The following is a 20,425-nucleotide window of genomic DNA, read 5'->3' as shown; positions in this document are numbered from 1 at the left end:
CACCGCCGAAATCGAGTGGCGACAGAAGACTCCACTGTGCTGAAGTGGCACTATGCAGAATTCTGTTCGACCGCTGTCCATCGACGACCTCGACCGTGCCGCCGAGGTTCTCGGCGAGGCTTTTGCCGACTATCCCTGGACGAACTGGTGCGTCGCCGAAGACTCTCACGCGGAACGGGTCGCCGCTCTGCAACGGATCTACCTCGAACACCTGGCACTACCGTTCGGACGTTCATACATCGATGATTCAGGCAACGGCGTCATCGCAGTCCTGCCGCCCGACGCCCCGGAGCCTGATGAAGCGACTGTCGAGAAGATCGTGGAACTGCACGGAGATCGGTTCGAGCGCGTTCTCCAGGCTGACGAACAACTGTCTGCGCTTCCCGCCCTCGAGCACGCGTGGTCGTTGGCAACGATCGGTACGACACCGCGTTCGCAGGGCAGTGGATTGGGCTCTGCACTACTGAAACATGCTTTGGCGGAACTGGATCGAACCGAACAGGCTTGCTGGCTCGACACGTCGACCGAACGAAATCTCCCGCTGTACCAACGGTTCGGTTTCACGATCGTCGGCCAGACCTCGCTCCCCGACGGACTGGACGTATGGCGGATGCATCGACTTCAGGGCTGATTGTTCGACTTCAGCACTCGCCGAATCATTTTCGACAACGACGTGTATTGGGTGATCGTGTTGACGGCGATCCACCTCGAGACCGGCCACGTCCGGGTCCACGAGAAAACCCCGACCGACAGCAGTTGATCGTCTTCGAGAGTTCCCACGTATCGACGCAGCGCTGCGACAGCCGCGCGCAAACGATCCCGAAGCTCTCGAACCGAGGTACCTGCACTCGCCTCGACCACCGACTGGTTCAGCGCGGGTGTTTGCGTCCACTTGTAACCCGCAGCCGGCGTCTGCGGTGTCTCGTCTTGCAGTCCGGCACCTATCCACTCTACGACGGCCTCTGCCCACCAGACACGCACAGCGAGTACGTCGTGCACCGTCCACGCATCGACGGCAACGGCGTCGAACGCATCGGCCTCGGCGACGCCGTCGAGTAACGCGTCGAGTTTCGAATACGCCGAGTCCAGCGCACTCGCCAGTTCCTCACGTGACAAGGTCTGCGCCACAATGCCTCCGAACGATCAGTAGAGAAAGAAGAAGCGGGACCATCTCGACTCGATGGCCCCGCATTCAACATTAACGTCCTACGAGTTTCAGTTCAGCTCGCCCAGGAACCTTTCGAGGTTCTCGGCGATCTCCTTCGACTTGGTGTGGTGTAGGTAGTGGTCTCCGTCCAGCAAGACCAATTCACCATGATCGACCGATGCTGCCTGTCCTTCGTGCAGCTCTGTCCAGCCCTGGACCTTGGAATTCTGTACAGCGAACAACAGAATCGGGAGATCGGCAGGGAACGTCTTGCCGATCGCCGCGGCGAAGTTGCTGGAAAGGTGATCCATTTCGTTGAGATACGTGTCGCTGAAGTTGTTCTTCGCGACCAGTCGGCTCATCTCTGCCTTCTCGGCTTCATCGAGGTAGGCATCGGTTTCCTCACTGCCACCGAGTTTCGCCAGAACGTCGGAGAAGCCCAATTTCTTTGCAACGCGGAAGACTTCGATCGGGAACTTGGTGTCCATGTTCGGCTGCCCCGGGACGCTGCTGTCGATGCCCACGAAAGCGGTGACCTCGTCGCCGTACTTCGCGGTGTAGTCCAAGGCATAAACACCTGTGATGGAGTGACCCATGAGGATGTATTCGTCAATCCCCAAGGCCTGCACAGCCTCGTGTATCTCTTCGACGATGTTCTCAGCCGTGCGGTCCTTGTCGGTTGCGTCGCTGTATCCGTAGCCGAAGGGCTCGATCGTGACAACGCGGTAGTCAGGTGCAAGCTCGTCGATGAGTGATTTGAAGTCGAGGATCGGTGCGGACGTTCCGAACCCGGGCAGCAGCACGATGGTCCGATCACCGCTGCCGCGAATCGAGTAGCTCATGTTCTTGCCGTCGACGGACACGAACTGGTTGCCCGTTTCCGCGGTCGGAACGTTCGCCTTGCTGGAGCCGACGTTGAATACGAGCGCTATCGATACCAGCACAACCAGAACTACGGACACCGAAGCAACCACCTTCAGTGCAACGGTACGAATCTTCTTCATTCTCATCCTCATCTTCTCGGGCGTCGATACGGCGTCGATACGGCTAGGAAAGGCTCGATATCGAGGCCGCACTGGTCTCGTCGAGCACACGCAACACGTTGTTGCCCATCAGCTTTGCCAAGTCCTCCGCGGACCAACCGCGTTCCGCCAGACGGTCTATCAACACCGCGAAACCGGATACGTCCTGCATACCGTCCGGAAAGTCGTCGAACCCATCGTAGTCACTTCCCAAACCGATGTGGTCGATGCCCGCGACGTCTCGGGCATGCTCGACGTGATCGGCCAGATGGTCCACCGTCATCGCCGGCCGTGGGCCGACCCGCCCGCCTTTGAACCACTCGTTGTACTCGGAAGAAAGGAACATGGGCACAAAGGCGATCATGATGACCCCGCCGTTGTCCGCGAGCAGCCTCATGACGTCGTCGGGAACATTACGGGGGTGACCGCATAGCTGAGTGCAGGACGAATGGCTGAAGATCACCGGCGCCGACGACGTCTCGATGGCATCTCTCATCGTTTCCACCGAGACGTGCGACAGATCGACGAGCACGCCGAGCCGGTTCATTTCGCGCACGATCTCGCGACCGAAGTCGGTCAGCCCGCCGTGTACTCGAGTGTCCGTCGCGGAGTCCGCCCACCCGGTGTTGTCGTTGTGCGTCAGAGTCATGTACCGAAGACCAAGGCGCGCCATCATTCTCAGAACGCCGAGCGAACTGCCGATGCTGTGACCGCCCTCCGCACCCAACAATGACGCGACCTTGCCCTCGCTCCAGATGCGACGCACATCGTCACCGGTGCGCGCGAATTCGAAAGTATCCGGGTACCGCTCGATCATCCGGTATACATAGTCGATCTGCTCGAGTGTGTACTGAACAGCCTCGGCCTCCGTCCTGTCACACGGGGTGTAAACCGACCAGAACTGCGCACCGACGCCACCGCGACCGAGTTTGTCGATGTCGGTTTGGAATATGGAATCCTTCTCCAGATTTTCCACCGAGTATGCGGCAGTTTCGCGAGCCGTCCATGCCAGATCGTTGTGACCGTCGATGACCGGCGCAAGGCCGTAAGCATCCAGTGCCGCTGGGTGATTCACGTCCGGAAAAGGAGCGAGAGGTTTCAACATGAGTTTTCCTCGAGAAAGTAGTGCGGGCAGGTCGAGGGCCCTCATCGCCCTCGACCTGCCCGAGATTTCATTCAGCGGAGAGAATCATCTCGCCGCGGCTAGTCGGAAATCTTCTTGAAAAGCCGTGTCATGTACAGATATTCCTCGCCATCGATCGTGAGGTGAGCCATCTCGCCAGAAGCGCTCTCGTTACTGATCGAGAACCGGGAAGCAGACAGAGGCACGACCTTGGTGGGCGGGGCCGGCGGCTCGCCGTCGATCTCGACCTTGGCGAAGTTCTGAACCTGGAATCCGCCGTCGTCGCCACGCGTGAGTTCGATTCGAACGGTTGTCGATTCATAGGTCCCGAGAATGTGAGACAGATCGATGTCTGCTGCATCCGGTTCGGACTTCGGCTCCGGCAGAACGAGATCGAGCTCCTGAGCGATCTCCTTCTCGATGTCGTGAGCCAGGGCACCGCCACCACGCGAGTTGGTGACAACTGCCATGGCCAGGCCGAGTTCGGGGAAGGTGTGAAAACGAGTGATCTGGCCGATCGTCGCACCACCGTGCTGCGCGGACGTCACACCGCCCCAGTCGGACAGGATCCAGCCGAGCCCCCAGGCCTGATCGACGCTCGAAACCGCGGTCAGGTCGAACTGTGGGGTGCGCATCAGACGCGCGGATTCTTCGGACAGGATACGTTCACCCGTCAACGCGAGGCCGTCACGCATGTGTGCAGCACCGAAGGTCAGAAGCGAGCTGACGGATCCGGTGATGATCCCGGCCGGACCGATACCGCGCGGAAGCAGCCACTGCTTGGTCGGAACCACCTTGTCCGGCGACGTCCGATCCGGGTTCGCCACATGACCGACGGCGGTGCGGAACAGCGGGGCATCCTTGGCCTTGGTGATGATGTGCGTCAATCCGAGTGGCTTCCAGAGGTATTCGACCAACGCCTCGTCCCACGTCATCTCACGAAGAACCTCGACGATACGGCCGGCAACGGCGAAACCTGCATTGCTGTAACTCAGATGCGCGCCGGGCTCGGTGACGCTGATCGCGGTCGCGAGTTCGTCGACGTACTTCTCGACGCAGTCGTCGCCGTCGCCGGTGTCGTTGAACAGGTCTCCGTCGATACCGCTTGTGTGCGTGAGCAACTGGCGGATCGTGATTTCCTTCGTGTTGGAAGGATCCGCGATCGTGAACTCCGGAAGCACCTCCACCACCAGGGTGTCCAGCGTCAGCTTGCCCTCGTCGACGAGCTGCATGATCAGAGTCGTCGTCCAGATCTTGCTCGCGGATCCGTACTGGAACAGGGTGTCTGCGTCGACGTCGACACGCGTGTTCAGGCTCGTCACTCCGGTGGTGATGACACGGATATCCGCTGCACCGTCTTCGCCCAGCGCGATCACACCGACCTGCGCGCCAGGTACCGAATGCTTGGCTGCCAGTTCGTCGAGGCGTTCCTGCCACTTCGGGGCGACAAGTAGGTCCTTGGGCAAGTCGGTCACAGGTCGAACTCCTTCGATCATGGAAGCCAGTGGCGTAGACAGCGTTGCTGCGATCCGCTCAGGTCTCACTCGTCGGGAAGTGAGGTTGCGGAAGCAATAACCGTCCACCCATGATCTCAGTGTGCTCGCAGTCACGTCCTGGTCGATTGCACCGAACTCGACCCCGAAAATGGTGCGATCGGACGAGCCTGCGTTCAGGACTCCCCACTCGAAACGATCAGCGCTCGAAGGTTCCTTCCAAGCGATTGCGTGAACCGGGGTGGATCAAGCGCGCCGCACTGACCAACCCGTTGGCCGACCAGGTGCGGCGGCGAATCAACAGACACGGTTCCCCTCGATCGATGCGGAGCAGCTCGCATTCGTCCGGGCTCCCTAACACTGCTTCCACGACATGCTCGCCGCGAACCAGAGGCGCAACGTCACTCAAGTAGTTGTTGGGGGTGATCGCGGTGAAGTCCTGGCGCAGATAGTCGGGCGCCTCGTTCGGATTCACGAACCGGTCTTCCACCTGAATCGGGGTTTCGTCCTCGAAGTGCACCATCAGCGAATGGAACACCCGTTTGCCCACCGATTCACGAAGGAACGTCTGCCCGTGGTCGGTTTCTTCCTCACGAACGAACACGACCGCGGTTCGATGACGGTGGCCGCGGCGCTGAATCTCGTCGGCGATGTTCTTTACTTCGAACAGCGGGGACGCGGTCTTCGTGGCGGCGACAAAAGTACCGACCCCCATCATCCGCACGATCAGACCGTCGCTGGTGAGTTCACGAAGCGCTCGGTTGATCGTCATACGTGACAACCCAAGCGCACTGACCAGTTGATTTTCCGAAGGCAGCTGATCGCCTTCGGTCCACCGACCCGAATTGATCTGCGAGACCACGAGGTTCTTCACCCGTTCGTAGGCAGGGGCGGACTCGCCGCCTGCCTCGTTGAACAGCACGGCGAGTTCTGCGTCCACTTCAGCAATCGCCATCGCCACCACCCGTTCGTCGAAAACCACCGAGTCGGTTCTCCCGTTCGGCCTTCGAAGTCTATCCGTCTCGCGCACCTTTCCGATCAATCCGCGGGCGTCCGCGCCGGGCCTAGCCCACCATGCGCCGCAATTGGCTCGTCGCAACCGAAAGCGCAGCAAGATCGTGTTGCCCCGATGCCTCGATCTCGGCGAGCGCGAGAGTCGACCTCTCGATTCTCGACGCATTCCTTTCTTCCCACCTGGAGAGTTTTTCCGCTGTCGAGTCACCCGCTTCCGCGTCGGCCAAGACGTCGAGGGTCAAGGCCCGCACCGTCGAGTACAACTCGTCCCGCAGCGACAACCTCGCCAATGCGTTCCATTTTCCGTCCTTGCTCAATGCCGACACTCGATTGAGCATCGGGACGAGCCCAACAAGCTCGCCGAGCCGGAAGTAGAGTTCACCGGTCTCCGAGATTGTGCGATCGGCGAGGTCAGCGATCTCCACCACATCGAGCAGTCCGAACTGATCGAGCAAGATCTCCACTCGCCTGACCAGGTTCTCCGGCGCGCCCTTGTCCGTGATGAGGACCGTTCGCGCAGCCAGGTTCCGCTGATCTGCGCCTACCAGCCAGTCATCGAGCTCGGTCGACGCCTCCGCGATGCGATCACCGAATCTGCTGATCTCGGCCCCGACGGCCAGCGGTTGCGGCCGACGCGTCAGCATCCACCGTGACGCCCGGTCGAGCAGTCGCCTGGTGAGCAGGATCAACTCGTCGGATACGGCAGTCGAGATCGAGGCTTTGCTGATGTCGTGCCACAACTTCCACAGTCCGAACACCTCGGAAACCACGGTGAAGGCACGTACCGCGTCTTCCGGATCAGCGCCGACCTCTTCACCGAGCCGATACGCATAGGTGATGCCGCCCCGATCGATGACGTTGTTCGTCAGCACGGTCGCGACGATCTCGCGCCGCAATGGGTGCCGGTCGAGGGCGTCGCCCCCTGCATCTCGAACACCCTCCGGAAAGTAGTTCACCAGCGCCTTGCGGTAGATCTGGTTGTCGATCGAGCTTCCAGCCAACAGCGTGGATTTCAGATCGAGTTTGACGTGGGCCATCAGTGTGGCGAGTTCCGGCGACGTCAGCCCCGTTCCCGTCTTCTCGGCCGCGGCGAACTGCTTCTTGGTCGGAAACCCTTCGATGACGCGGTCGACGATTCCGCGAGATTCGAGGTTCGAAATCACTCTTCCGTGCACGCCGATCATTGCCCCCGCATCCGCACGCGTGGTGCCCATCAGTTCGTTCTGTGAACGGTTGTCTGCAAGAACGAGTTCGGCGACCTGGTCGGTCAACGATTCGAGCAGTGCGTCGCGATGTGAGTCCGCGACGACGCCTGAGCTGATCAGGGAGTCGAGAAGGATCTTGATGTTCACCTCGTGATCGGAGCAATCGACTCCCGCGGAATTGTCGAGGGCGTCTGTATTGATCCGTCCGCCGATACGCGCGTATTCGATTCGTCCTGCTTGGGTGAGGCCGAGGTTGCCTCCTTCCCCGATCACACGTGCACGCACTTCGTTGCCGTTCACCCGAACCGCGTCATTACTCTTGTCGCCGACTTCGAGGTCGGACTCACCGGAGGCCTTGACGTACGTTCCAATGCCGCCGTTCCACAAGAGATCTGTCGGGGACCGCAGAATCGCCCGAACCAGTTGCGGTGGAGTCAGTTCGGTGACGTCGGCGTCGAGACCCAGTGCCTGTCGCATCTCGTCACTGATCGGAACGCGCTTCGCCGAGCGTTCCCACACTCCGCCACCCGCACTGATCAAGGTCGGGTCGTAGTCGGCCCACGACGATCGTGGGAGCGAGAAGAGACGTGATCGCTCGTCGTACGAGCGCTCAGGTGACGGGTTCGGGTCGACGAACACGTGCCGATGATCGAACGCCGCGAGGAGACGAATGTGCTTGCTGCACAACATACCGTTGCCGAAGACGTCACCACTCATGTCTCCGATCCCCACCGCGGTGAAGTCGTCGTGCTGGGTATCGACGCCGAATTCCCGGAAGTGCCGCTTGACACTCTCCCAGGCGCCCTTCGCCGTGATACCCATGGCTTTGTGGTCGTAGCCGACCGATCCGCCGGATGCGAAGGCGTCGCCGAGCCAGAATCCGTACTGCGCGGCAACGTCGTTCGCGATGTCGGAAAACTTTGCAGTGCCCTTGTCCGCGGCGACAACAAGATAAGTGTCGTCCCCGTCGTGGCGAACGACCCTTCGCGCCGCGACAACGGCGCCGCTCTGTTTGTCGACGTTGTCGGTCAGATCGAGTAGTCCGCGAATGAAGGATCGGTAGCACTCGATCCCGGCCGCCAACGTGGCTTCTCGGTCCGCGTCTACACCCTGTCCTGGAACCGGCGGGCGTTTGACGACAAATCCGCCCTTCGCACCGACAGGCACGATGACCGCGTTCTTGACTGCCTGCGCCTTCACCAATCCCAGGACCTCGGTGCGGAAGTCCTCTTTCCGATCCGACCAGCGCAAGCCGCCGCGGGCAACCGTACCGAAGCGAAGGTGCACACCTGCTACATCGGGTGAGTACACGAATATCTCGAACTTCGGTCGAGGGAAGGGCAGTACGGACACCTTCTCCGAATCGAACTTCAACGAGAGTGCGCCGAGCGATTCGGTGCCATAGACGAAGTAGTTGGTACGCAACGTGTTACGGACCAGCTCGGACAACGCGCGCAGGATCCGATCGGCGTCGAGTCCTTGCACTTGTGCCACGGCTGTTTCCACCTCCGCTGCTGCACACGCACCTCGATCTCCGTCTACGACGTCGGGATCGAAACGGCTCTCGAACAATTCGCACAGACCGGCGGCGATCTCGGGATGATCGGCAAGTACCTCGGCGACGCGACTGGTGCTGTACGGAAATCCTGCTTGCTGCAAGAACTCCGCGTATGCCCGCAGCACCACTACTTGTTTCCAACCGAGTCCGGCGATCGCGACAAGTTCGTTGAACGAGTCCGGCTCGGCGGAGCCGTTTCGAACCGCGGCAAACGTCGCCGCGAACCGCGCGGCAAAGTTGTCGAAGCCTTCGACCGGCGCACTCGGATAGTCGAGCGTGAACTCGTAGATCCAGGACTGTTCCGAACCTGCCGAGACGAGCTCGTACGGACGCTCGTCGACCACGTCGACGCCCAGGCTCTGCAATACGGGCAGAACCTCGCCCAGCGAGAGCGGGTCACCTGATACGTACAGCCCGAGTCGGTGAGTACCGGGTCCGTCGACAGATCGGGCCAACCGTGGGCTCACCTCTCCGAGTTCGAGGCCGTCGAATACCGCCATGTCCTCGGCGGCGCGGACGGCGTCGAAATCCTGCTTGTATGCCACCGGAACTTGCTCGGCGAACTGAGCACGCCTGCGCTGCTCGTCGTAGTGCGAAGCATCCAGAACGAATCGCTCGTCCCACGTCAGGCACGCGTCGACGACGAGATCCCGAATCTCCCGCGCTTGTCGCGCCGATGCGAAGTTTGCTCCACCGCCGACTGTGGCCGTGAAATGCACGACAGCCAAGGGAGATTCCGATACTCGACTGGAGAACTCGATGGTGCGGGCACCGAGCGCCTCGGCGAGTACCGACTCGGCCGTTGTTCTGATCGTCGTACTGAATTTCTCGCGCGGAACGAACAGCAAAGCCGACAGCTCCTGGTCTTGCCCCGTCGTCGGAGAGCATCCCACGGGTTGCAGGAACAGATGGAACGACGTGCGGCCGTCCACAGAAGTGAGTTCGTCCAGTGCGTCCGCAATTCGGGCCGGGTCGGCGGCAAAGAGGACTGTGATCGGAATCGACTGAATCACCGCCAGCATCGATTGTCCGACAAACGAATCCACGGTGGATCCGGAGGCGTCGAAGATGTCTGCGACGCGTCCTCGCACGAGCGGGGTCCGCCTGACGTCTGCGACAAGTCCGGTCGAGGTGAAGGACCCGATGAATCGGTATTCACGGTCACCGACGGACACGTCGATCTCGGTGGCGTATGCGGATCCACCGAACCCTTGCCCGAGGTACACCACTCCGATCGAGAGGGGCACCGCCTTCGAATCCGAAGAGCCGGTTGGATCGGGGAGCACGCCGAGGGTGTACGGCTCGTGCCTGTCGATTGTTCGCGCACCGCCGACGACACTGAAGTTTCCGGCACTGCACCACTGGAGGAAGTCAGCTTCTTCGGCGTGACCGCCCGAGGTCAGTTGCCCGCGCGCCTCGTCGACGAGATCCCGCAGGGGCGAGGTATCGCGGAAGGCACGCGCGATACGGTCGAGGATTCCGGCGACGTCATCAGCGATCACCTGCGCCTGCGCGTCCGAACAATGTGCGGGTAGTCCTATGTGGATCCATGATTCGGCACGCTCCCCGACCCGGGCGTCTTCGGTGCTGTGCGCCGGTTGCACGACTGTGCGAAGCACTGGGTGCACCACGAATTCCGGCTCCATGCGCGCGCGGGCAAGTGTCGCCAGTACCGCTTCGACGAGCTGCGGCATGTCGTCGCCGACGTATTGAATTGCCGGCCCGTCCCCCAGCTCCCCGGCCGGCGCGAGTCTCGAGATCGACGAGTTGTGTCCCCGTCGGCGCGAAAGATCCATGTGCGCGGCGACCATCGCAAGCTTGCGGTCTTCGGCGAGCGCCGCGTATCGATCAGCCGACAAGCCCTCGAAATACCTACTGCACACCCTCCTCACATTCTCGGAGTCCGGTGTCGTGTCGACTGAAACGAGGCTCATGTCAGCACCTTCCGCCGAAAGCCACGCTGCTTCCGACTTGTAGTGGGTTCGATCCGCGATCAACTTGTCTATACAGGATTAGACAAGTTGATCATTGCAGAACGTGAGCCGCGACACAACAGCTCCACCCCTGGACAAATTCGCCACCCTCAGCCATAGTCAGTCGTGCCAACTAGTGGCAATTAGATTCCATTAGATGAAATTCGTGAACTACCTCGCTTCGAAGGAGCCCCCCGTGACCACCCAGACCGCGCACGACATCGACAGCGTTGATCTCGCTGAGTTCCGCAGCACCGTCCGAGCCTTCGCCAACGCCGAGATCCAACCCGGAGCAGCCGCACGCGACGAATCCAAAGAGTTCCCGGCGCAGCTGGTCAAGCGCCTCGGACAGCAGGACCTCATGGGCATTTCCGTGCCGGAGGAATTCGGCGGTCTGGGCCTGTCGACACGAACCCAACTGGTCGCCATCGAAGAAGTTGCACGCACCGACGCCGCACTGGCATCGATTTACACCGCGCACTACCTGGGCCTCGAGCCGATTCTCGTCGGCGGTTCCGAAGAGCAGAAGCACCGCTGGTTGCCCCAGCTCGCGTCGGGCGAACTGCTGGCCGGATTTGCACTCACCGAACCCGACGCCGGCTCCGACATCGCCTCGATGCGTACCGTCGCTCGACGCGAGGACGACGGCTGGCATCTCTCCGGATCCAAGACGTACATCTCCAACGCGAAGGAAGCCGACCTGGTCGTGCTCTTCGCCAAGACGGACCCGAGCGCAGGATTCCGCGGCATCACCGCCTTCGTCGTCCCCAAGGGCACTCCGGGAATCAGTTACTCGGAGCCGCAGGACAAGATGGGAATTCGTTCGGCTCCGACATACACCGTCTACCTCGACGACGTCGTGCTGCCGCTCGACTCGGTGATCGGCACCGAAGGTCGCGGCGGCAACATCGCCTTGACCGCCCTGAACCGAGCACGCATCGACGTAGCGGCAATGGCAAACGGCATCGCTTTGCGCGCTTGGGAACTGGGACGCGAGTACGCAACGGAGCGAAAGCAGTTCGGCACGCCGATCTTCGACTTCCAGGCAATCCAGCTACTCCTCGGTGGCTGCGACGCGCAACTGGTCGCATCACGCGTCACCGCAGACTGGGCCGCCGACGTCAAGGACGCCGGTCAGGACATCCGCCGCGCCGCATCGATTTCGAAGTACGTCGCCACCGAGGCCTGCTTCTCGATCGTCGATCAAACCGTACAGATCCACGGCGGCGCGGGATTCATGCGCGAATCGGAAATCGAACGCCTGTACCGCGATTGCCGCATTCTCCGCATCTTCGAGGGCACCTCGCAGATCCAATTGCTCACCATTGCCGGCAACGCTCCGTCGCCGCGTTCCACCGATTTCTGAAAGGCACGGACATGTCTGCACTTCCCCCACTCGACGGCATCCGGGTCATCGACCTCTCGCGCGTCCTCGCCGGACCCTACTGCACCGCACTGCTTTCCGACGCCGGTGCGGACGTCGTCAAGATCGAATCCGAACACGGTGAAGACTCGAGGCACCTCGGCCCGTTCCGCGACGGCGAGAGCATCTACTTCAACGTGCTCAATCGTGGCAAGCGTTCGGTGGCACTCAACCTCAAGAACGACGAGGACCGTGAGGCGCTGCTGACGCTCATCGAGACCGCCGACGTCGTCGTGGAAAACTTTCGCCCGGGCGTCACCAAGCGCCTGGGAATCGACTACGAAGCTGCGCGGGCTCGCAATCCGCGGATCGTGTACGCGTCCATCTCCGGTTTCGGCCAGGACGGACCCATGTCCGGCGCCGCCGCCTACGACCTTGTAGTCCAGGCTCTTTCGGGAATCATGAGCATCACCGGCTCGGAAGAATCCGGCCCGACCCGGCTGGGTGAGTCGTTCGGAGACCTGGTCGCCGGGCTGTTCGCTGCCTGGGGAATCAGTACCGCCCTGCTGGGCGCTCGGGCGACCGGGCTCGGGCAGCATCTGGACGTCGCGATGTTCGACAGCATGCTCGCCATGCTGCCGACAGCACACAGCCAACTGCAATCCACCGGGCTCACTCCCCCACGCGTCGGTAACCGTCATCCGGTGTCGACACCATTCGACACCTATCGGGCCGACGACGGACTCTTTGTCCTCGCGGTTGCGAGCCAATCCGGCTTCGAGAAATTGGCGCAGACGATGAATCGCATCGACCTGATCGCAGATCCTCGATTTGCCGACGACACCGCCCGGACCGAGAACGAGCCGGCACTGCGCAAGGAGATCGAAAACTGGGCTGCCGGAAAGACCGTCGCCGACGTGGTCGGCATTCTCGGCGACGCGGGCCTCGCCGGCTCGGAGATCTGGGACGTCCAGCAGGCACTCACCTCCGCACAGGCCGAGTATCGCGGAGTCGTCGAATCGTTCGAGCACCCGGTAGCAGGAAAGATCTCCTACGTACGACAACCCGTCGTGTTCGGTGAGAGCCAACGCCCCGATGTCCGCCGCAGTCCCCTGCTGGACGAGCACCACGGTGAGGTACTGCCGGGCTCGCGATAGATTCAGCGCAGACATCCCTCGGCACTTGGAGTAGGACATGGCCCCCGGCGACGTGACCCGCAGCGCGAATCGCACGTTCGAACTTCTCGGTGCGATCGTCGAGCACGGCGGATTGACGCTCGGCGACGCCGCCAAGGCAACCGATCTGGCAACCAGTACCGCCCTTCGCCTGATCAGAAGCCTCGAACAAACCGAGTTCGTCGTTCGCGGCGAGGACAACGTCTATCGCGTCGGCCCGCGGCTACTGCAGATCGGAGCTCGCGCTCTCGGTGACAATCAACTGTTGCCGAGAGCCCGGCCCGCGATGAAGGCCATCGCCGAAACCACGAGGGAATCGACCTACCTGTCGACGATGGGACCGAAAGACACTGCGCTGTATCTCGATCAGATCGAGGGCACGCACGCGATCCGCCACATGGGGTGGGTGGGACAGAGCGTTCCCCTGGACGGCACCGCCGTCGGCGCAGCGTTGAGCGGCAAGGTAGGCGAGAGCGGGTACGCCATTGCGCACGACACCATCGAGGATCACTCGACCGGAGTTGCCGCGCCGATCTACAACGCAGTCGGTCAGATAGCCGGAGCGCTCAGCGTCGTCGGCCCGACATTCCGTCTGACGGACGAGGTCTGCGCCAGCCACGGTCGCGTCTTGGTGGAGCATTGCGCCCGGTTGTCCGCGGAACTCGGTAGCCAGACTCCCTGACCACCCCGAGCGCTTGGCGATTCAGTCTCGTATCCGAGACAATGTGGGTTCCCCACTCCCTCCTCCGACCTACCTGTAAGGACACACCCCATGAGCACGAGCCGCGTGAAATCCGCTGAGCGTGTGCTCGACGTGCTCGATCTGCTGGCTCGCCGGGGTGTGCCGCTGGCGACCGCGGACATCTCCAGCGCCCTCGACCTGCCCAAGAGCACGACGCATCATCTGCTCAATGTCATGCGGGATCGACGGTTCGTCTCGTACTGGGCTGATCAACGCGCCTGGACCCTGGGTGTCTCGGCGTTCGAAGTCGGTGCGTCGTACATGCGCTCAGGCCCACTTCACCGTGAGGGCCAACGATTCATGCTGGCACTCACTCAGTCGACGGATGAGACGTCTCATCTCGCGGTACTACAGGGGTCTGACGTCATCTACCTCGACAAACGTGAACCACTGAAGCCGGGCGTGCGATTGGTGACCGAAATCGGGACTCGCCTTCCAGCGCATCTCACCGCAGTCGGGCGCGCGATTCTGAGCCGTCTGGACGTGGAACAGATCAGTGCGCTCTACGAGGGATACACCTGGCCGACGCGGACCGGAACGGGACCGTCGACGCTCGCCGAACTGCGAGAACTGCTCGCCGCAGCACGTGAGAGCGGATATGCGGTCGAAGAGAATGCGACGACATCCGGAATCAATTGCATCGCCAGCCCCGTGATCACGCGGGACGGTCGTCCGGTCGCAGCTCTCGGCGTCACCTTCCTCTCGGGCTCCAAATCGGCCGAGGAGAGTGCCCTGATCGCCGACCGAGTGCGCGCCGTCAGCGCCGAGTTCTCCGCCGATCTCGGAGATCGAATGGTGGAGACCCCGACCGCAGACATGTAGCCAATTTCTCCGTTCCGTACTTTTCGGGCCTTGTTTTCGTCTCATATTCAAGACTAGAGTCTCGTATACAAGACTTGCTGAATCACCACCGCATCATCATTGGAGTCCCATGAACGCCACCCCTGCCACCCATACAGCCACCCGAACCATTGAGGTCGGAATCGGGGCTGTCACCATCGCCGACGTCGTCGACGTCGCGCGCAACGGTTACGGCGTCGCATTGACCGCGGAATCACTGACCGCGATCGCCGAAAGTCGTGCACGCATCGAGGCCCTGGCCGCAGATCCCACGCCGGTCTACGGGGTTTCCACCGGATTCGGCGCACTTGCCACCCGGCACATTCCGGCGCATCTGCGGACGCAGTTGCAGCGCAGCCTGATCCGCTCACACGCGGCAGGTTCGGGACCGGAAGTCGAACGCGAAGTGATCCGGGCCTTGATGCTTCTGCGCCTGTCGACGCTCGCCACCGGAAGGACCGGAGTGCGCCCCGTGGTCGCACAGGCGTACGCCGACCTACTCACCGCAGGCATCACCCCGGTGGTGCACGAATACGGCAGCCTCGGATGCTCGGGAGATCTGGCACCACTGGCTCATGTGGCGATGGCAATCATCGGCGAAGGTTCCGTCCGCACCGCCGACGGTGAACTCACCGATGCGGCAACGGCATTGGCTGCCCATGGCCTCGAACCGGTGGTTCTGGCCGAGAAAGAAGGCCTCGCACTGATCAACGGTACCGACGGGATGCTCGGCCAACTGGCCCTTGCGATCACCGATCTCGATCATCTGCTCAAGTTGGCCGACATCGCTGCCTCCATGAGCGTCGAGGGCTTGCTCGGCACAGATCAGGTGTTCGCCGCGGACCTCCAAACGCTTCGCCCCCACCCCGGCCAGGGCGCGGCCGCGTCGAACATGGTGCGTCTGCTTGCCGATTCCCCGATCGTCGCCAGCCATGCGGGCCCTGACTGCACCAGGGTTCAAGACGCGTACTCACTGCGGTGCGCACCGCAGGTCGCCGGCGGCGCACGCGACACCGTCGATCACGCCCGCCTCGTCGCCGGGCGCGAATTGGCCAGTGCTGTCGACAATCCCGTTGTCACCCTCGACGGACGGGTTCGATCCAACGGTAACTTCCACGGAGCTCCCGTGGCTTACGTCTTGGACTTCCTCGCCATCGTGACCGCGGATGTCGCGGGTATCAGCGAACGCCGAACCGACCGCTTCCTCGATGTTGCGCGCAACCACGGTCTGACTCCCTTCCTTGCCGACGACCCCGGAGTCGACAGCGGACTGATGATCGCGCAGTACACACAAGCTGCCGTCGTGTCCGAACTCAAGCGACTCGCGAGCCCCGCCAGCGTCGATTCGATTCCCTCCTCGGCCATGCAGGAAGATCACGTCTCCATGGGATGGTCGGGTGCACGTAAGCTCCGCCAGTCCATCGACGGTCTCACCCGAGTTCTCGCGATCGAGATACTCACTGCAGCAAGAGGAATCGATTTGCGATCCCCACTCGAGCCCTCACCAGCCACCGGAGCCGTCCTTCGGACCCTGCGCGAGAAGGTGCAGGGGCCGGGCACCGATCGCTTCCTGTCCCCCGAGATCGAGGCCGCGGTGGACTTGGCGGCATCCGGTGCACTCGTTGCGGCCGCGGAGAACGCGATCGGCGCCCTGGCATGAGCGCGCCCGGAGCGCTGCGGCCTCGCCCCCGACCCGAAATCGAAGCACTCCCTCGATACTCCAAAGCCGCCGGCCTCGAGCAGGTTCGGTGGCGGGCGTCGAGCAACGAGTCGACGGTTGCACCCTCGGCGGCAATTCTCGAGGCCGTCAATCTCGCGGCCTCACACTCGCACTTGTATCCGTCGCTGTTCGGCGACACGCTGATCGCCCGGTTGAGCGACCGCCTGGGCGTCGGCGACGACCAGGTATTGGTCGGCGCCGGGTCATTGGCACTGCTCCAGCAGGTATTGACCGCATACACGGGCCCGGGCACCGAAGTCGTCTACCCGTGGCGCAGCTACGAGGCGTACCCGATTCTGATCGGAATCGCCGGGGCGAGCGGTGTACCCGTCGCACTCGATTCCGAACACCGGCACGATCTGAGTGCAATGGCGGCAGCCGTGACTCCGCAGACCCGCGCGGTACTCGTCTGCAACCCCAACAATCCGACCGGAAGCGAGTTCTCGACCGCCGAGTTCGTCTCGTTCGCACGCTCGATCCCGGGTGACGTCCTCATCCTTCTGGACGAGGCTTACCGGGAGTTCGCGACCAGCGATGTCGACGGCGTCGACCTGCTTCGAGCCTTTCCCAACATAGTCGTATTCCGAACCTTCTCCAAGGCTTACGGATTGGCCGGCCTTCGGGCCGGCTATGCCATCACCAATCCGGCGATCGCAGCGGACCTTTCCAGCGCGGCACCGCCCTTCGGGCTCAGCGCCGTTGCCGAGGCCGCGGCCTGCGCAGCGTTGACCGATCCGGCGCACACCGATTCGATAGTCGAAACGGTAACCGCGGGTCGCGCTCACCTACGTGAGCAACTCGCTGTGCGCGGCGTCGAGTCCGTCCCCAGCGGAGCGAACTTCGTCTGGATCCCTCTCGGCGAGAGAGCTTCTGCACTAGAAGCGGCTTGCGTCGCCCAGGGTGTCTCGGTCCGGATGTTCCCCGGCGAGGGAGTGCGGGTCACCGTCGGCGAGCGGGCCGCAGAAGACGCCGTGATCGCGGCTGTGGACGCTCTCGCACACAACCTTTGACCGACTGGAGAAAAGAATGTCCGTCCACGAACTCGCTCGGTCGATCGGTTCGAGTCGCCTGATCACCGACCCGGCGGTAATGGACTCGTACCGTCGCGACGAGGCCCATCTCGCCGAACCCGGCCATCCGGCAGCCGTCATGCTCGCTGAAACTGCGGCCGACATTTCCGAGGCTCTGAAATGGGCTACTGCTCACCGTGTCCCGGTGGTAACCCGCGGTGCGGGAACCGGTTTGGCGGGTGGCGGGGCAGCCGTCGAGGGCTGCCTGGTCATCTCGACCACTCGCATGCGCTCGATTCTCGAGGTCAATCCGGACGATCAGCTGGCTGTCGTGGAAGCCGGGGTGATCAACGCTGACATCAGCCGAGCAGCAGACGAGCACGGGCTGATGTACGCCCCCGATCCGAGCAGCTTCGAGATCTCCACGATCGGCGGAAACATCGCCACCAACGCCGGTGGACTGCGTTGCGTGAAGTACGGCGTCACCCGCGATTCAGTCCTGGGTCTCGAGGTTGTGCTCGCCGACGGTCGGATCGTGCGGACAGGCCGAAGGACCGTCAAAGGTGTTGCGGGATACGACTTGACCAGTCTTCTCGTCGGTTCGGAAGGAACACTCGGAGTCGTCACGAGTGCCACGCTCAAGTTGCAGCCCAAGCCCAAGAGAGCACCGGTCACCGTCGTCGGCAGTTTCGATTCTCTCCGCTCCGCAGCGGACGCGGTTGCCGCGGTCGTTCGCGACGGAATCGGGCCGAGCCTGCTGGAGCTGATCGATCGAGCAACCCTTCGCGCAGTCGACGACTGGAAACGAATCGGGTTGGAAGACAACACCGCCGCGATGCTGATCGCACAGGCCGATGGGGTCGACGCCGACGCAGCAGCCGCGGCGATGCAGAAACACTTCGAGCAGGCCGGCGCCGATTTTGTCGCCGTCTCACAGGACGCAGCAGAAGCCGCACAGCTACTCGAGATTCGCCGACTCGCCTATCCGGCATCCGAACGACTCGGGCAATGTCTGGTGGAAGACGTCGGGGTCCCGCGGTCGAAACTGCCCGACATGCTCGAAAGTATCGACCGGGCGGCCGCCGAGCACTCGGTCAAGATCATGACCGTCGCGCACGCGGGTGACGGCAACGTCCATCCGACCTTCGTCTTCGACCGCACTGCCGACGGCTCGGCCCCCGAAGCCGTGTGGACCGCCGCGGACGAGGTCTTCCGGCGTGCTCTCGAACTCGGCGGAACTCTGACCGGAGAGCACGGCGTCGGCGTTCTGAAGCGTCGCTGGCTCTCTCTCGAGCTCGGTGAGGACAGCATGCAACTGCACCGATCGATCAAGGCCGCGTTCGATCCACTCGGAATCCTCAACCCTGGTAAGGGTTTCTGATTCTCGAGCGGTGTTACACAGCATTTACGCGAAATCGGGTTTCAGGTATTGACGCCTGTATATACAGGCATATACATTTATCCGCAGTGACAGTGACCCAGCGCACAGAGCACCAGGCGCAAAAGCACCAAGCACGAAGAAGGTGGGCAATACCCCGACGTCGATTCCGTCGCTCGACGGGCTCGCAGCAGAAAGACAGGCCTATGACTCACGATGGACCGGCCGAGGTCATCCTCACTCCGGAACGACGCACTATCGACGTCGTCCCGGATGCAGAACGACACGGCACCCCGCGCAGCCAGTTCACTCTCTGGTTCGGCGCCAACATGCAGATCACGGCAATCGTCGACGGTGCTCTCGCCGTCGTATTCGGCGCGGACGCCATCTGGGCAATCGTCGGACTTCTGATCGGCAACATCTTCGGTGGCGCTGTCATGGCGCTTCACTCCGCACAGGGCCCGCGCATGGGCCTCCCCCAGATGATCTCGAGTCGCGCCCAGTTCGGCGTCAAGGGAGCCGTCGTACCGCTAGTTCTCGTCATCCTGATGTACCTCGGCTTCGCTGCCACCGGCACCGTGTTGGCCGGCCAAGCCGTCAACAAGATCCTGCACATCGACAGCCCCACCGTCGGCATCGTCGTCTTCGGTCTCCTCACCGCATTCGTCGCGGTCACCGGCTACAAGCTGATCCACATCGTCGGCAGGATCGCCACCGTCGTGGGCATCGTCGGATTCTCCTACCTGGCCGTTCGACTGTTCCTCGAGTACGACGTCGCCTCGTACGTCGGCATCAAGGGCTTCGACATCGTCACCTTCCTGCTCGCGATCTCGCTGGGTGCCGGCTGGCAGCTCACGTTCGGCCCGTACGTCGCCGACTACTCGCGTTACCTGCCGCGCAGCACCTCCGAGAGCACCACTTTCTGGTCGACGTTCCTCGGTAGCGTCATCGGATCACAGTGGTCCATGACCTTCGGCGCCCTCGTCGCGGCCTGCGCCGGCGACGCCTTCCTGGGTAACCAGGTCGGCTTCATGGGAGATCTGGCCGGACCCGCTGCCATCGCCTTCCTGATCTACTTCGTCATCCTGGTCGGCAAGCTGACGGTGAACGTGCTCAACGCGTACGGCGGATTCATGTCGATCCTGACCACCGTCACAGCCTTCAACGGCCAGTCACGAATCTCGAGCACCGCCCGTACCCTCTACATTCTCGGTTTCACCGCTGTCTCGGTGTTGATCGCGATCGCCGCCAGCGCCGACTTCCTGGACAACTTCAAGAACTTCGTCCTGGTGTTGCTGATGGTGTTCACGCCGTGGAGTGCGATCAATCTGATCGACTACTACCTGATCTCCAAGGAGCGCATCGACATTCCGGCGCTCTACGACGTCAACGGTCGATACGGAGCATGGAACTTCACCGCATTGGCTTGCTACGCCGCCGGCGTTCTCGCCCAGATCCCGTTCCTCGCCCAGAAGATGTACACCGGCCCCGTCACGGACATGCTCGGCGGCGCCGACATCTCCTGGATCGTCGGCATCGTGTTCACCGGCCTGATCTACTACCCGCTCGCCAAGCGCACCAGCAATCCGCCTACATCGATGATCTACCCCGATCACACCGCGATGACCGACTCTCGCGTCTGATCCCCCAACATCTTTCGAA

General features: G+C 62.2%; 15 protein-coding genes. 9 read left to right on the top strand and 6 right to left on the bottom strand.

Annotated elements, in window-relative coordinates:
* The first annotated feature begins 52 nt into the window (after window positions 1-52).
* The gene (locus RE4_RS03205) at window positions 53-631 is read left to right on the top strand and encodes a GNAT family N-acetyltransferase (protein WP_060937971.1); all 579 of its coding nucleotides are present in this window, start codon (window positions 53-55) and stop codon (window positions 629-631) included.
* On the opposite strand, the gene RE4_RS03200 is transcribed toward RE4_RS03205, so the two are convergent.
* The 6 genes from RE4_RS03200 to RE4_RS03175 form a co-directional block, all read right to left on the bottom strand.
* Entirely contained in the window at window positions 622-1,128 is a 507-nt protein-coding gene (locus RE4_RS03200; protein ID WP_047888946.1) for a ClbS/DfsB family four-helix bundle protein, read from the bottom strand. The genes RE4_RS03205 and RE4_RS03200 overlap by 10 nt on opposite strands.
* An 87-nt stretch (window positions 1,129-1,215) precedes the next feature.
* Window positions 1,216-2,151: an alpha/beta fold hydrolase gene (locus RE4_RS03195; protein WP_020970826.1), complete on the bottom strand. Its 936-nt coding sequence runs from the start codon at window positions 2,149-2,151 to the stop codon at window positions 1,216-1,218.
* 43 nt (window positions 2,152-2,194) lie between these two features.
* The gene (locus tag RE4_RS03190) at window positions 2,195-3,274 is read right to left on the bottom strand and encodes a dipeptidase (RefSeq protein WP_020909170.1); all 1,080 of its coding nucleotides are present in this window, start codon (window positions 3,272-3,274) and stop codon (window positions 2,195-2,197) included.
* Window positions 3,275-3,372: 98 nt separating this feature from the next.
* The gene (locus tag RE4_RS03185) at window positions 3,373-4,767 is read right to left on the bottom strand and encodes a serine hydrolase domain-containing protein (protein ID WP_238076575.1); all 1,395 of its coding nucleotides are present in this window, start codon (window positions 4,765-4,767) and stop codon (window positions 3,373-3,375) included.
* A gap of 217 nt (window positions 4,768-4,984) precedes the next feature.
* Window positions 4,985-5,740, bottom strand: coding sequence for a histidine utilization transcriptional repressor HutC (hutC, locus tag RE4_RS03180; RefSeq protein WP_174531760.1), 756 nt, complete (start codon window positions 5,738-5,740; stop codon window positions 4,985-4,987).
* Window positions 5,741-5,849: 109 nt separating this feature from the next.
* Entirely contained in the window at window positions 5,850-10,496 is a 4,647-nt protein-coding gene (locus tag RE4_RS03175) for an NAD-glutamate dehydrogenase (RefSeq protein WP_238076578.1), read from the bottom strand.
* Between the two features lie 235 nt (window positions 10,497-10,731).
* On the opposite strand from RE4_RS03175, the gene RE4_RS03170 reads away from it, so the two are divergent.
* From RE4_RS03170 to RE4_RS03135, 8 genes are all read left to right on the top strand, one after another.
* Window positions 10,732-11,901 carry an acyl-CoA dehydrogenase family protein gene (locus RE4_RS03170; RefSeq protein WP_019745344.1) on the top strand — a complete coding sequence of 390 codons (1,170 nt, stop codon included), beginning with the start codon at window positions 10,732-10,734 and terminating at the stop codon, window positions 11,899-11,901.
* Between the two features lie 11 nt (window positions 11,902-11,912).
* Entirely contained in the window at window positions 11,913-13,055 is a 1,143-nt protein-coding gene (locus RE4_RS03165) for a CaiB/BaiF CoA transferase family protein (protein WP_060937967.1), read from the top strand.
* Between the two features lie 37 nt (window positions 13,056-13,092).
* Window positions 13,093-13,755, top strand: a complete 663-nt coding sequence (locus RE4_RS03160; RefSeq protein ID WP_019745346.1) for an IclR family transcriptional regulator — start codon at window positions 13,093-13,095, stop codon at window positions 13,753-13,755.
* A gap of 90 nt (window positions 13,756-13,845) precedes the next feature.
* A complete protein-coding gene (locus RE4_RS03155) occupies window positions 13,846-14,637 on the top strand; it encodes an IclR family transcriptional regulator (protein WP_019745347.1) in 792 nt (263 codons plus the stop codon).
* Window positions 14,638-14,746: 109 nt separating this feature from the next.
* Window positions 14,747-16,315 (top strand): histidine ammonia-lyase, encoded by a 1,569-nt coding sequence (gene hutH, locus RE4_RS03150; protein WP_060937966.1) that lies wholly within the window; start codon window positions 14,747-14,749, stop codon window positions 16,313-16,315.
* Entirely contained in the window at window positions 16,312-17,385 is a 1,074-nt protein-coding gene (locus RE4_RS03145; protein ID WP_046379311.1) for a histidinol-phosphate transaminase, read from the top strand. The genes hutH and RE4_RS03145 overlap by 4 nt, the downstream gene beginning before the upstream one ends.
* A gap of 16 nt (window positions 17,386-17,401) precedes the next feature.
* Window positions 17,402-18,766, top strand: a complete 1,365-nt coding sequence (locus RE4_RS03140) for an FAD-binding oxidoreductase (RefSeq protein ID WP_060937965.1) — start codon at window positions 17,402-17,404, stop codon at window positions 18,764-18,766.
* Between the two features lie 203 nt (window positions 18,767-18,969).
* Window positions 18,970-20,406: a purine-cytosine permease family protein gene (locus tag RE4_RS03135; protein ID WP_019745351.1), complete on the top strand. Its 1,437-nt coding sequence runs from the start codon at window positions 18,970-18,972 to the stop codon at window positions 20,404-20,406.
* Window positions 20,407-20,425: the final 19 nt, after the last annotated feature.

Source organism: Rhodococcus erythropolis NBRC 15567 (assembly GCF_001552595.1).
In the GTDB taxonomy this organism is placed as follows: Bacteria; Actinomycetota; Actinomycetes; order Mycobacteriales; family Mycobacteriaceae; genus Rhodococcus_F; species Rhodococcus_F erythropolis.
Note: the sequence above shows the minus strand (reverse complement) of the source record. Positions and strands in the feature narration are given on the sequence as shown.

Excerpts from the sequence above, each read along its gene's own strand:
- RE4_RS03205 (WP_060937971.1), top strand. The coding sequence starts at position 53 with ATGCAGAATTCTGTTCGACCGCTGTCCATCGACGACCTCGACCGTGCC.
- RE4_RS03195 (WP_020970826.1), bottom strand. The coding sequence starts at position 2,151 with ATGAAGAAGATTCGTACCGTTGCACTGAAGGTGGTTGCTTCGGTGTCC.
- RE4_RS03190 (WP_020909170.1), bottom strand. The coding sequence starts at position 3,274 with ATGTTGAAACCTCTCGCTCCTTTTCCGGACGTGAATCACCCAGCGGCA.
- hutC (WP_174531760.1), bottom strand. The coding sequence starts at position 5,740 with ATGGCGATTGCTGAAGTGGACGCAGAACTCGCCGTGCTGTTCAACGAG.
- RE4_RS03175 (WP_238076578.1), bottom strand. The coding sequence starts at position 10,496 with ATGAGCCTCGTTTCAGTCGACACGACACCGGACTCCGAGAATGTGAGG.
- RE4_RS03165 (WP_060937967.1), top strand. The coding sequence starts at position 11,913 with ATGTCTGCACTTCCCCCACTCGACGGCATCCGGGTCATCGACCTCTCG.
- RE4_RS03160 (WP_019745346.1), top strand. The coding sequence starts at position 13,093 with ATGGCCCCCGGCGACGTGACCCGCAGCGCGAATCGCACGTTCGAACTT.
- RE4_RS03155 (WP_019745347.1), top strand. The coding sequence starts at position 13,846 with ATGAGCACGAGCCGCGTGAAATCCGCTGAGCGTGTGCTCGACGTGCTC.
- hutH (WP_060937966.1), top strand. The coding sequence starts at position 14,747 with ATGAACGCCACCCCTGCCACCCATACAGCCACCCGAACCATTGAGGTC.
- RE4_RS03145 (WP_046379311.1), top strand. The coding sequence starts at position 16,312 with ATGAGCGCGCCCGGAGCGCTGCGGCCTCGCCCCCGACCCGAAATCGAA.
- RE4_RS03140 (WP_060937965.1), top strand. The coding sequence starts at position 17,402 with ATGTCCGTCCACGAACTCGCTCGGTCGATCGGTTCGAGTCGCCTGATC.
- RE4_RS03135 (WP_019745351.1), top strand. The coding sequence starts at position 18,970 with ATGACTCACGATGGACCGGCCGAGGTCATCCTCACTCCGGAACGACGC.